Annotated in this window: 7 protein-coding genes; all 7 read right to left on the bottom strand. The window is 72.9% G+C overall.

The genetic code is table 11. The annotated features are described in order from the left end of the window. Window positions 1-8 precede the first annotated feature (8 nt). The 7 genes from ACIBNA_RS25965 to ACIBNA_RS25935 all read right to left on the bottom strand — a co-directional run bounded on the left by ACIBNA_RS25965 (window position 9) and on the right by ACIBNA_RS25935 (window position 12,709). Window positions 9-1,568: a hypothetical protein gene (locus ACIBNA_RS25965; RefSeq protein WP_399167516.1), complete on the bottom strand. Its 1,560-nt coding sequence runs from the start codon at window positions 1,566-1,568 to the stop codon at window positions 9-11. A gap of 113 nt (window positions 1,569-1,681) precedes the next feature. Continuing rightward, window positions 1,682-3,487, bottom strand: a complete 1,806-nt coding sequence (locus ACIBNA_RS25960) for a hypothetical protein (RefSeq protein WP_399167515.1) — start codon at window positions 3,485-3,487, stop codon at window positions 1,682-1,684. Then, a complete protein-coding gene (locus tag ACIBNA_RS25955) occupies window positions 3,484-5,718 on the bottom strand; it encodes a CDP-glycerol glycerophosphotransferase family protein (RefSeq protein WP_399167514.1) in 2,235 nt (744 codons plus the stop codon). Before ACIBNA_RS25955 ends, ACIBNA_RS25960 begins: the two co-directional genes overlap by 4 nt. Window positions 5,719-5,726: 8 nt before the next feature. Beyond that, window positions 5,727-7,925 carry a CDP-glycerol glycerophosphotransferase family protein gene (locus tag ACIBNA_RS25950; RefSeq protein ID WP_399167513.1) on the bottom strand — a complete coding sequence of 733 codons (2,199 nt, stop codon included), beginning with the start codon at window positions 7,923-7,925 and terminating at the stop codon, window positions 5,727-5,729. Window positions 7,926-8,100: 175 nt separating this feature from the next. Beyond that, window positions 8,101-10,362 carry a CDP-glycerol glycerophosphotransferase family protein gene (locus tag ACIBNA_RS25945; RefSeq protein WP_399167512.1) on the bottom strand — a complete coding sequence of 754 codons (2,262 nt, stop codon included), beginning with the start codon at window positions 10,360-10,362 and terminating at the stop codon, window positions 8,101-8,103. A 143-nt stretch (window positions 10,363-10,505) separates the two neighbouring features. After that, complete coding sequence (locus tag ACIBNA_RS25940) at window positions 10,506-11,366, bottom strand: carbohydrate ABC transporter permease (RefSeq protein ID WP_399167511.1); 861 nt, start codon at window positions 11,364-11,366, stop codon at window positions 10,506-10,508. Continuing rightward, the gene (locus ACIBNA_RS25935) at window positions 11,363-12,709 is read right to left on the bottom strand and encodes a carbohydrate ABC transporter permease (protein WP_399167510.1); all 1,347 of its coding nucleotides are present in this window, start codon (window positions 12,707-12,709) and stop codon (window positions 11,363-11,365) included. Before ACIBNA_RS25935 ends, ACIBNA_RS25940 begins: the two co-directional genes overlap by 4 nt. Between the last annotated feature and the right edge of the window lies 1 nt (window position 12,710).

The raw sequence follows: 12,710 nt of genomic DNA, 5'->3' as shown, positions 1-12,710 counted from the left end.
CCGGCACGTCACCCCCCGACCCGCGCCAGCACCTCCCCCGTCCGTCTGCTCCACGCCACCACCACGGCCTCCTCGGGCACCGGGTGCCAGCGCGTCAGCAGCAGCCAGCGCACGTGATAGCGGCGGACGACGGCGGCCCGCTCGGCGCGGGTCGCATCCGGGGCCAGATAGGCGCGGACATCGGCCGCCCGGCGTCTGCGTTCCCGTTCGTCCAGGGCGGGGTCGGGCCAGATGGGCGCGGCGAGGTTCGGCCCGTACCCGGCGATGGAATGGCTGGCCAGATACCCGTCGGTGATCACCACCTCGCCCGGCCCGATGTGCCGAGCCGCCCAGTCGTACGACGGCCAGCGCGTCGGCTGCGTGAACCCCACCGGGTCGACCGAGCGCGGCACGACCGCCCCGGCGTGCACGGTGACGAACCCGACGCACGCCCCGGCCACCGCCGCCCTGCCCAGCACCCTCCTGGCCCGCCGCCACGGCCGGGGCGCCGCCAGCTCCACCGCCAGCGCGAACTGGAGCGGTACCAGCACCGCCCACAGGGCCCTGGCGTACGTGTAGTGCCCGCTCACCCAGCCGTACGCCACCAGCAGGCACTCCAGCAGGAACATCAGCACCAGCGGATCACGCAGAGACCTGCGGGCCCGCGCCCACAGCGCGGGCAGGCCGAGCAGCGCCAGCCAGGAGTTGGCGAGCATCCCCTCGTACAGCCGCCGGTGCATCGCGTCCATGCCGGTGTCGCCCACCAGCGTCAGGACGTCGTAGTACGGCCACGTCAGGGCCACCGTCGCGCAGGCCGCCCCGGCGAGCGCCCAGCGCGCCACGACCGGCCGGCGCCACCCCCGCTGCCGTGACGCCACGATCGCCAACGCCCCGATGAACGCCGAGGCCGCCGTGACGGGGTGGGTGAGCAGGATCAGCCCGTACAGGGCGCCGATCCCGGCGTACCCCCACCAGCCGCCGAGCCCGCTCGGGCCGACGAACCGCACGGACGGGGCGTCCTCACGCGCGCGCACGCAGGTCCAGGCCCACGCCCAGAACGTCAGCCCGATCGCGACCGCGGACGGATAGCCCAGGTTCGCCGTCATCGACATCAGCCCGAGGTAGCCGCTCCACAGGATCCGCGCGGTGCCCCACAGCAGCGTCATGAACAGCAGGGCCAGGACCGGCGCCCACGGGCGCGGGGTGAGGGCCCGGACGAAACGGCCGATCCCCGTCAGCAGCACCAGCAGATGCACCGGCCCGGCGAGCTTCACGACCTCCCAGCCGGACAGCCCCGTCAGCCGCGCCAGGACGCCCTGGGCGACGGCGTACGGCCCGTAGTACGGACTGCCCTCACCCGGCAGATCGGCCATGGTGTGGGCCGGATGCAGCAGATCGGCCTTGAGACGCTCGACGACCGCCGCGTGCTGTCCGGCGTCGCAGCACAGCGGGATCCGCCAGTACGCCAGCGTCATCACCAGCCAGAACAGGGCGCCGAAGAACTGGTACGGCGTGGTCCGCCCCACGCGGCCGCCGCGCAGCGCCGTCGCGCCGCGCACGGTCCGCCGGACGAGGACTCCGGCGCTCACAGGACTGTCGGAAAGGGGAGAGACTGGGGCATGCGCCGAATGTTCCCGTCCGTACCGGAGCCCTGAACCCGGGTCACTTCATCGGGTGAGGCCACTACACCCACCTGCCGACATCAGTCGCACAGCGTCTTCTCAGCCGCCGCCGGCCAGCGCGCGAACCGGAACTGGGTCCGCTCGAAGGCCCCCGTGAGGTTCCGCCAGAAGCGCTCGGCCGTGAGCGGCGCGCGCACCGACTCCTTCAGCTCGGCCAGCTCGCCGCAGCCCAGCGCGGCCCGGGCCGCCTCGACCGCCTCCCGCGACGCCCCGGCCCGCAGCAGGTCCCGCTGCGGCGGGTGCTCCACCGCCCACTCCGCGAAGACCCAGTAGTTGCGCAGGAACTTCTCGTGCCCGGGCCAGCTCCACCGCTCCAGCGCGAGGTGCGCGCCGATGGGACTGGCCAGCCCCCAGGCGTCGTTGACATAGGCGTCGAGCGGCGCCGCGGCTCCCGTGACACCGAGACGTCGTCCCACGATCACCACGTGGTACGGGGAGTCCTCCCGCATCGGCGTGGCGTGCAGCCGGCGCCCGGCGTCGAAGTACAGCAGCGTCGGCCGGGGCGCCCGCGCGGCCTGAGCCAGCATGCCGCGCCCCTCCGGCAGGGACGGCCAGTTGTCCACCCAGGTGGCGGTGCGCACCGGGTTGTGATCGCCGAGGCCCTCCACGTCGGAGCTGCGCACGTTGAAGGAGCCGGGCGTGCTGCGCACGTCGAACGGTGCGCGCAGCGGGCTGACCGCCGCGCACAGCCACACCACCAGCAGCGCGCTCGCGACACCCGTGAACCTGGTCGCGGGCACGACCAGGACCGGCAGGAGCAGCAGCAGGAGGGCGGGCAGGATCATGCGGGCGTGCATGTAGTCGCCGCCGACGCGGACGACGTACCCCGCCAGCAGCGCACCCGCCACGAGCGGCGCCAGCAGCACCGCGAGCGAGGCCCGCCCCGGGGCGCGGTCCCGCCGTTGATGGCGGGTGCGCCGCACCAGGAGGACGGCCAGCGCGGCGAGCACGGGCACGACGGGCCACAGCCAGTAGGGCCCGAGCGTCTCGTGCACATAGCCGGCGCCCCGGCCCCAGTCGCTGGCGCTCGCCTCCTTGGCGATGGCGGGCAGCGGCACCAGGATCCCGTAGTACCCCGCCCGGAACACCTCGTACGCCAGCGGCAGCGCCACCGCCGAGGCCAGCATCGCCGCGGTACCCCGCCGGGACGGGCGCAGCACCCACCACTGCGCCGCCAGGAAGCACACCGTGACCACCGCGAGATCGGTCCGGACCAGCGGACCCAGCCCGAACACGAAGGCGGCGGCGTACGTCAGGCGGGCCTCCTGGCCGCGCCGGGTGCCCGTCAGCAGCCACCACGACAGGCCGGTCCAGAAGGCGCCGAGGCCGCTCTCCAGGCCCGAGGTCATGTACGACCAGAAGGGCGGCACGGCCAGCAGCACGAACACACCCGCGGGAAGCAGCAGCCCCGCGCCCCGGTGCAGTCGGCACGTGGCGTACAGGGCGAGCCCGAAACCGGCCGTGCTCAGCAGCAGCCCCAGCCCGACCGCGAGGAACGCCGGGTCCTCGCCGGTGACCCAGGTGCCGAGCGCGAGCAGCCACTGCCACAGGGTGCCGGTCGAACTCTCCGCCCGTTCGCCCACGTTGAACACGGGCCCGTTGCCCGCGAGGATCTGCCGGACCGGACGCAGATAGATCAGCCCGTCGTCGCAGATCCAGCGCCGCCGGTAGCCCAGCACGAACAGGGCCGCGGTCGGTACGGCGACCAGTGCCGCGTGCCACCAGTGCACCGGCCGCAGCCGCTCCACGGCGACCGGCGGCCGTGCCGAGGAGGCCCGCTGACCGGGCAGGGAGGGAGAGGCCTCGGGGGTGGCGGGCGTTCTCATCGCCCGACCAGCGCCTCGGACCGCGCGCTCTCGGCCCGACGGGGCGCGGGCAGCAGCGTACTGCCCCGCTCGCCCAGCATCAGCAGGCGTACGACCCGCTCGGCGGCCCGCCCGTCCTCGAACTCGCAGTACCGCGCCCGGAAGCCCGCCCGCAGCCGCGCCGCCTCCTCGTCCCGCCACGTCCCGGAAGCGAACAGCCAGGCCAGCTCTCGGTACGAGCGCGACACGTGCCCCGGCGCGTCGGCCGTGATGTCGAAGTAGGCGCCCCGGCTCGCCGTGAACGCGCCCCAGTCGTCGGCGTGCACCACGACCGGCCGGTCGAGGAGGACGTAGTCGAACATCAGGGCGGAGTAGTCGGTGACCAGCGCGTCGGAGGCGAGCAGCACGTCCTCGACGTGCGGCTCGTCGGTCGCGTCCACCACCACGCCCCGCCGGTGCAGGTCGGCAAGGCCCAGGCCGCGCGCAACGCCCCCGGCAAGCGACGGGTGCAGGCGGACGACGAGCGTGTGGCCGGGGCCGAGGTCCGCGGCGAACCGGGCCAGGTCGAACCGGTCGACGTGCCCGCCCCGCCGGTAGTCGCGGCGGGTCGGCGCGTACAGCACGACCGTGTGGTCGGCGGGGATGCCGAGCCGCTCGCGCACGGCCGGGCCCCGCTCCGGGCCGGCGCCGACCAGCACGTCGTTGCGCGGGCTGCCGGTCCGCAGCGAGGTGAAGTGGCACGGGTACGCCCGCTCCCAGGCCCGCTCCGCATGCCGGCCCCCGACCAGGCTGTAGTCCCAGCGGTCGGCGCGGCGCAGCATCTGCGGCACGTCGAAGCCGTGCCGGGCGCCCGGCTTGGTCAGCAGGTCGGCGCCCATGTACTTGAGCGGGGTGCCCTGGTGGGTGTGGATGTGGACGCTGCCGGGCCGCTTGGCCAGGGTGCCGGGCCAGTTGACGTTGTTCACCCAGTACGTGGCCCGCGCCATGACCTCGTGATAGCGCCGCGAGCCCGGCGTCACATGGTCGACGCCGGGCGGCAGCGCGTCCACCGCGTCCTCCCGGACCACCCACACGCCCCGGATGTGCGGGGCGAGCTCGAGCGCCTTGGCGTGGATCGCGGCCGGGTCGCCGGACACGCCCCGGTGGTGGGTCGCCGAGTAGACGGCGAGATGCGGATCGAGGGGGCGCATCGACTGGGCCCGGTACCAGGTGCGCACGGCGACATCCGATGCCTTCCGCATCACCCGCCGCTGCCCGCCCAGGGCCGCCGCGCGCAGGTCCCGCAGACCCCGCACCGCCGCGTACGACGCGTAGGGCGCCGACGCCACCAGCCGCATCTCGACCCCGCGCCAGCCGTCCGGCTCCGGGAAGCCGCCCTCGGGGAGGTGACGGCGGTGGAAGGAGCGGATCTCACGGTAGAAGTCTCCCCGGTCCGCGGGCCGCACCCGGTCCTCCCGGGCCAGCACGAACAGCATGTGGTCCAGGGCCCGCTCCAGCAGCGGCGGCCGCGCCCAGTCGAGGTCGGGGCGCTGCTCCAGGAACGCGAACAGGCCCTCGTACTGCGGGAAGATCTCGAAGTGCCGGCGCCCCGGCGTCTTGGTGATCGCGCCCTGCCGGCGCTGCCGGTACTCCACCCCGATCCGGTCCAGGCAGGCGATCCGCTCCGCCAGCACCATCGACCGGTAGGTGACCGGCGCGTCCTCGTACAGCCCCGGCGCGTACCGAAGGCCGTGCTCCTGGAAGAAGGACCGGCGGTACGCCTTGTTCCAGGCGACCAGGAAGAGGTTCAGGTACTGCGGGCTCTCCCGGATGCCGAAGGTGTCCGTGCCCGCCGCGGCCAGCAGGTCCGCCGCCTCACTGCGCCCGCCCCGGCCCCACCAGTGGGTGCGCACGTGGTCGAAGACCAGGATGTCCGGCCCGCCGGTCGCATCCAGGCGCGCGGCGACGGCAGCCAGCAGGCCCGGCGTGTAGCGGTCGTCGCTGTCGAGGAACAGGACGTAGTCGCCGGCCGCCTGCTCCAGGCCGGAGTTGCGGGCCCGGCCCAGGCCGACGTTCTCGGACAGGTGCAGCACCCGCACCCGGGCGTCGCGGGCCGCGTACTCGTCGAGGATCGCGCTGCTGCCGTCCGGCGAGCGATCGTCCACGGCGATCACCTCGAAGTCGCCGTACGACTGGCCGAGCACCGAGTCGAGACACTCGCGCAGGAAGCCCTGCACCTTGTAGACGGGGACGATGATGCTGAAGCGGGGCACTTCTTCGGTCAGCTCCTTACGAGGGTGGCGGCGGGGGCCGGGACGCGCTCCGCGAGCGGGATCACGGGCGGGATCGACTCGGTCGGCTCCCCCAGCAGCACCCGGCGTACGACGCGCTCGGCGGCCCGCCCGTCGTCGAACTGGCAGAAGCGCTCCCGGAACGCGGCGCGCAGGGCCGTGGCGGACTCGTCGGCCCAGTCGCCGTCGCGGAAGACGGCCGCCAGTTCCTCGGGCGTGCGGCAGACCCGGCCGGGCGGGACCCGCATCAGGTCGAAGTAGACGCCCCGGACCTCCCGGTAGACCTCCCAGTCGTCGGCGTACACGACGATCGGCCGGTCCAGGTTGGCGTAGTCGAACATGATCGACGAGTAGTCGGTGATCAGCGCGTCGGCGGCCAGGCACACGTCCTCCGAGGAGTGGTGCCCGGTGACGTCGATGATCCGGCCGCCGCCCCGGCTCGCCCCCTGGTCGTAGAAGTAGTGGGCGCGCAGCAGCACCACGTAGTCGTCGCCGATGGCCTCGCAGAGCTCCGCCAGGTCCAGGCCCGACTCGAAGCCGGTGGTGTAGTCGCGGTGCGTGGGCGCGTAGAGCAGGGCCTTCTTGCCGTCCGGGACGCCCAGTTCCTTGCGGACGCGGGCGACGTCCTCGGCGGACGCCGTGTAGTAGGCGTCGTTGCGCGGATAGCCGTACTCGAGGGTCTCGTGGGCGCCCGGGAACGCCTTCTCCCACATCTCGGTGGAGTGGCGGTTGGAGGTGAGGTTGTAATCCCAGCGGTCGACCCGGGCCAGCAGCTTGGCGAAGCTCCCGGTCGCCGCGGCCACCACGGGGTACGTCGCCTGGTCGGCGCCCATCTTCTTCAGCGGTGTGCCGTGCTGGGTCTGGAGGTGCACGCTGCCGGGGCGTTTGACGACGGCGTCCGCGAAGTTGGCGTTGTTGACGAGGTACTTGGCGCGGGCCAGCACCTGCCAGTACTTGCGGCTGCCGATCACCGCGTACTCCACGTCCTTCGGCACGCTGTCCACCGCGTCGGGCTCCACCAGGAGCACCGAACGCAGGTGCGGGGCGAGTTCGCGGGCCTTGGCGTGGATCGCGGCCGGGTTGCAGGCGTAGCCGCGGCCCCAGTACGCGCAGTACACGACGAGGTTCTTGTCGAGGGGGAGGCGCAGACCGGCCGCGTACCGCAGGCGGGTGCGCAGCCCTCGGGGGCGCGGGAGCAGCGCGGCGGCCCGCGCGGCCCTCCGGTTGGCGGCGCGCAGGGTGCGGAACGCCGCGTACGACCCGGCCGCCAGCAGCCGGTGCTGGACGCCGAGGCTGCCGCCGGGCGGCTGGTAGCCGGCGGGGCGGTGCTGCCGGTAGAGCGCGCTCGCCCGCTGGAAGAAGGCGCGCCGCCCGGCCGGCAGCCGCCGGGGATGGGCGGCCGTCTTCAGTACGGCGGCGAAGAGCTGCTCGAACAGCGGCCTCAGCCGGTCCGTCGGCAGCCCCTGCTCCACGGCCCGCGTCAGCACCAGCTCGGTCTGGTCGAGCAGCTCGGTGTGGTGCTCTCCGGGCAGGTTGAGGCGGTTGCCCTGCCGGCGCAGCAGATGCCGGACGACGACCGCGCGCAGGGCCGCCACCCGCTCCGCCCGCAGGGCGACAAGACCGCCGAACCCCGTGTCGGTGAAGTGGTCCCCGGGGAAGGCCATGCCCTGCTCGGTGAGGAAGCCCCGGCGGTAGGCCGCGCTCCACGCAGGCAGCGCCACGCCCGTCAGCCGCGGGGCCCGGTCGGGGGAGAAGGCCCCGTCCGGTGTCCCGGCCAGCAGGGGCGCCGCCGGGTTGGCCGGCTCGCCCTCCCACCAGGGGGTGCGCTCGTGCTCGAAGTACAGGACGTCGACGTCGCCCACCGCGCCCAGCCGGGCGTCCAGCGTCGCCAGCGCCCCCGGGACCAGGACGTCGTCCCCGTCGAGGAACAGCACATGGCCGCCGACCGCCGACCGCAGCCCGGTGTTGCGCGCCCCGGCCAGACCGGCCGACGGCGGCGAGTGCACCGGCGTCACCCGGGAGTCCCGCTCGGCGTACCCGGCGACGACGTCCGCCGCGGGTGAGTCGGGCGCGTCGCACACCGGGATCAGCTCGAAGTCGCCGAACGACTGGGCGAGGATCGAGTCCAGCGCCTGGGACAGCCGGCCCGCGACCCCATGGGACGGGACGACGATGCTGAAGCGGGGCATTCTGCTCTTTCTGTCGAGGGGTCGAGGGTCGAGAGGGCAGGGTTTACGGAAGCCCGGGCCGCGTCAGGTGCCGCGACGGCGTCCCGGTCTCCCGGACGGGCGCCAGGAGGGCGGCCGGCTCGGGGTCGGCCGCGACGGGCTGGAGGGCATGTGAACTCCCAGGTGAGAACCGGTTTCAGAGGCTGTCGGTGACGACGGCCGGACCGGCCGGCTGCGGCACCGTGGCGAGCGGCTGGCGCGCCGGCGAGGCCGCCGCCGACGGCACCGGCCGGCGCTCGTGGAGCGGCACGACCGGCGGCAGGTCCGACTCCCCGAGGACGACCCGGCGTACGACCCGCTCGGCGGCCCGGCCGTCGTCGTACGTGCAGAACCGCTCGCGGAACGCCGAGCGCAGCTGGGCCGACCGGGAGCCGCGCCAGTGGCCGGTGGCGAAGATGTCGATCAGCTCGTCCTCGCCGCGCGCGACCGCGCCCGGCGGGAAGGAACGCAGGTCGAAGTAGGTGCCGCGGGCCGCCTGGTACGCCTCCCAGTCGTCGGCGTGGATCACGATCGGCCGGTCCAGGTTGGCGTAGTCGAACATCAGCGACGAGTAGTCCGTGACCAGGGCGTCCGAGGCCAGGCACAGGGACTGGACGCTCGGGTGGTCGCTGACGTCGACGACCCGGCCGCAGGTGCTGGTCAGCGGGGCGTCGTAGGCGTGGTGGGCGCGGGCCAGCACGAGGAAGCGCGGGCCCAGGCGGCGCACGATCCGCTGGAGGTCGAGGGCGTGGCGCTGGGAGCGGCGGTAGTCGCGGTGGGTCGGCGCGTAGAGGATCGCGACCGAGCCCTCCGGGATGCCGAGCGAGGCGCGCAGCCGGGCCACGTCCGCCGGGGTCGCCCTGCGGAACACGTCGTTGCGGGGGTAGCCGTACTCCAGCGTGGTGTAGCGGCCGGGGTGGACGCGCTCGTGGGTGAGGGTGGTGTGGCGGTTGGCGGACAGCACGTAGTCCCACTGGTCGACGCCCTTGAGCAGCCGGGCGAAGTCCCTGCCCCGGGCCGCCGCCGGGCGCTCCTGGAGGTCGAGGCCGATGTGCCCCAGCGGGGTGCCCTGTCCGGTCTGGATCAGGGTCTGGCCCCGGCGCTTGACCAGGCGGTGGTCGAAGTCGGTGTTGCTGACCAGCCAGGCGGAGCGGGCGAGTGCCGTCCAGTGGGCGGCCGTGCCGGGGACGAGGCGGCGCGGGCCCGGCGGGATGGTGTGGTGGTGCTCGGGACGGGCGACCCACGCCGTGCGGATGTGCGGTGCGAGATCGCGGAACGCGGACTCCAGCGCGCCCGGGTTGCAGCTGTGGCCGCGGCCGTCGTAGGCGGTGAAGACGGCCCGGTCGGCGCGCAGCGGGAGACAGCGCTGGACGCGGTAGTGGAGCCGGAGCGCGGCGGACCGCAGACCGCGCAGCAGCTTCCCGGTGCTCCGCGCGACGCCGCGGTGCAGGGCCGACACCAGCTGGAGCGTGCGGTAGGTGCGGTGCAGGCCGAAGCGGATCAGGGTGTGCTGCACCCGGGCGCGCAGGGGGACGGGGGCGCCCCGGGTGCGGTAGCGGCGGTAGTGGGCGCGGGCCCGGCGCATGAAGTCCGCGCGCGAGCCGGGGGGCAGCCGGTCCCGCCGCGAGTACACGATCGCCAGGTGATGGACCATGCGGCGGAACAACACCGGCCGCCACCGGGCCAGTTCGGCGCGCTCCTCCAGATACGCGAACACCCGGTCGTACTGCTCGAAGACGTCGAAGTGCCGCTCGCTGGTGGTGCGCAGGATGCTGCCCTGCCGCCGCTGCCGGTAGTGCACGCAGACGCGGTCCAGGGTCGCGATCGACTCCGCGGTCATCAGGACCGGGTACGTCCACGGCGTGTCCTCGTAGTACCCGGGCGGGAAGACGAACCCCTGCTCCGCGACGAACTCCCGTCGGTAGGCCTTGTTCCAGGCGACCATCAGCAGCCGCAGCAGGCCCGGCCGGTCCTCCAGGCGGAACGGGGCCGGGCCCTGCTCGGTGAGCTGGAGGGCCGCCTGGTTGCGGACAGCCTCACCCGTCCAGTACGTGCGCGCGTAGTCGAAGACCAGGACGTCCGGATCGCCCGTCTCCTTCAGCCGGTCCGCGATCGACCGCAGCGCGTCGGGCGTGAGGGTGTCGTCGCTGTCGAGGAACAGCAGGTAGTCGCCGCTCGCGTGCGCCACGCCGGCGTTTCTCGCGCGGCCCAGGCCGACGTTCTGAGGCAGATGGACGGGGTGGACGCGCGCGTCGCGGGCGGCGAACTCGTCGATGATCGCGCTGCACGCGTCCGGCGAGCAGTCGTCGACGACGATCAGTTCCAGATCGGGACAGGACTGGGAGAGCACCGATTCGAGGCACTCGTGCAGGTACGCCTGAACCTGGTACGCGGGGACAATGACACTGAACCTGGGCAAGAGGCCATCCATCGGTCGGCGCGGGCGTTCGGCCCGGGAACGGCCGGTGGGGTGAGTTGGTTACGGCGGCTACGGCATCCGGGGGAACGCCGAAGGGGCGGACCGCGACCGGTCCCGCCCCTCCAACTACCTTGCCTTGAGCGCTACTTGACGGCTCCCGCCATCACACCGGACACGAACTGCCGCTGGAACGCGAAGAAGACGGCCAGCGGGACCACCATCGAGATGAACGCGCCGGGTGCCAGCACGTCGATGTTGTTGCCGAACTGCCGTACTTGAGTCTGGAGTGCGACCGTGATCGGCTGGCTCCCGGAGTCCGAGAAGATCAGCGCGACCAGCATGTCGTTCCACACCCACAGGAACTGGAAGATGCCGAGCGAGGCGATCGCCGGTGCGCCGAGCGGCATCACGACGCGGAAGAACAGGCGCAGTTCACCCGCCCCGTCCAGGCGTGCCGCCTCCAGCAGTTCCCTCGGGATCTCCGCGAAGAAGTTCCGCAGCAGGAACACCGCGAAGGGCAGACCGAAGCCGACGTGGAAGAGCACCACGCCGATCACCGAGCCGAAGATGCCGATCTTGCCGAAGAGTTCGGCGATCGGGATCAGCGCGACCTGCACGGGAACGACCAACAGCCCGACCACGCCCAGGAACCACCAGTCGCGGCCCGGGAACTCCATCCAGGCGAAGGCGTAGCCCGCCAGCGAGCCGATCACCACGACCAGCAGGGTCGCCGGCACGGTGATCCACACCGTGTTGAGCAGGCTGCTGGTGATGTCCTCGTTCTCCAGCAGCTTGGAGTAGCTGTCGAACGTCATCTGCGACGGCTCGGTGAACACCTTCCACCAGCCGCTCGCCGCGATGTCCTCCGGCGAGCGGAGACTGGCCAGCAGCAGACCGATCGTCGGCACCAGCCAGAACAGGCCGACGACGATGAGGAACACCCGCACCAGCCCACCGCTGACCCCCTCGGCCAGCCGGGACCCCAGCGACTGCTTCGTCTTCATCGCCGCACCTCCCGCCTCAGCCGACGCACGTTGAACCACATCACCGGGATCACGAGCAGCAGCAGGAACACGGAGATGGCGCTGGCGATGCCCGGCTGGTCCTCGGAGAAGCCCTTGCGGTACAGCTCCAGGGCGAGGACGTTCGCGTCGTCCTGGGCGGAGCCGGGAGCGATGATGAAGACCAGGTCGAAGATCTTCAGCACGTTGATCATCAGGGTGACGGTGACGACCGCGAGGACCGGCGCCAGCAGCGGCACCGTGACCCGTCTGAACACCTGCCACTCACTCGCGCCGTCGACCCGGGCCGCCTCCAGCAGTTCACGCGGCACGCCCGCGAGCCCGGCCGCGATCAGCACCATCGCGAAGCCCGCCCACATCCAGATGTACGCGCCGATGATGGCCGGGGTGACCAGGGACGGGCCGAGCCAGTCCAGGCCGTTGTACGGCTCCTTGAAGTTGCTGTCCGGGAGCCGGAGTTGGGCCCCGTCGGCCGAGGCCGGCAGCGTGAAGGTGCCGTCGCCTGCGGCCGTCGCCGACGCCACGACCCTGCCGTCCTTCACGGCCTCGATCCTCATGCCGGCATAGCCCAGTTCGGAGGAGTCGACCCGGTTGAGCGTCCCCACGCCCTTGCCCCGCGTGAAGTCCTGCCAGGTCGTACCGGTGATCTTGTCCGGCTCGGGCTCGGCCGCCACGGCGGGCTTCGCGTCGTCCGGCATCAGGTCCGGCGCGACACCCACCAGGGGCAACGAGACGGTCTCGCCCGTGCGGACGGGCGACTTGGTGATGAACGCGCCCCCGCCCGCCGGCTCCAGCGGCGACTGACGGCCCGGGTGGGCCTTCGGGAAGGCCGACGCCTGGGCGAACGTGTCGTGCACGCCCACCCACACCGCGTTCGCGACGCCCTTGTCCGGGTCCTGGTCGTACACCAGGCGGAAGATGATGCCCGCCGCCAGCATCGAGATCGCCATCGGCATGAAGACGACCAGCTTGAAGGCCGTGCCCCAGCGCACCCGTTCGGTCAGCACCGCGAAGATCAGGCCGAGCACCGTCGCGACCGTCGGCGCGAACACCACCCAGATGATGTTGTTCTTCAGCGCGGTGCGTATGCCCTCGTCGGTGAAGAGGGCCTTGTAGTTGTCGATCCCGGCGAAGCCGTCGCCGGACTGGTCGTAGAAGCTGCGGACCACCGAGTACCCGATCGGGTACACCACGAGCGCGCCGAGCAGGACGAGCGCGGGCAGCAGGAACAGCGCCGCGACGGTCCTGCGGGTGCCGGTCACACTCTTGCGCGACTTGGGAGCGGCAGGGGGCTTGACGCCCCCTGCCGCCGTGGCCGACGTCATG

Origin of the sequence: Streptomyces sp. NPDC050164 (assembly GCF_044459945.1) — a bacterium.
Taxonomy (GTDB): Bacteria; Actinomycetota; Actinomycetes; order Streptomycetales; family Streptomycetaceae; genus Streptomyces; species Streptomyces coeruleorubidus_A.
The sequence above is the reverse complement of the archived record's forward strand: the minus strand, read 5'-3'. Positions and strand labels throughout refer to the sequence as shown.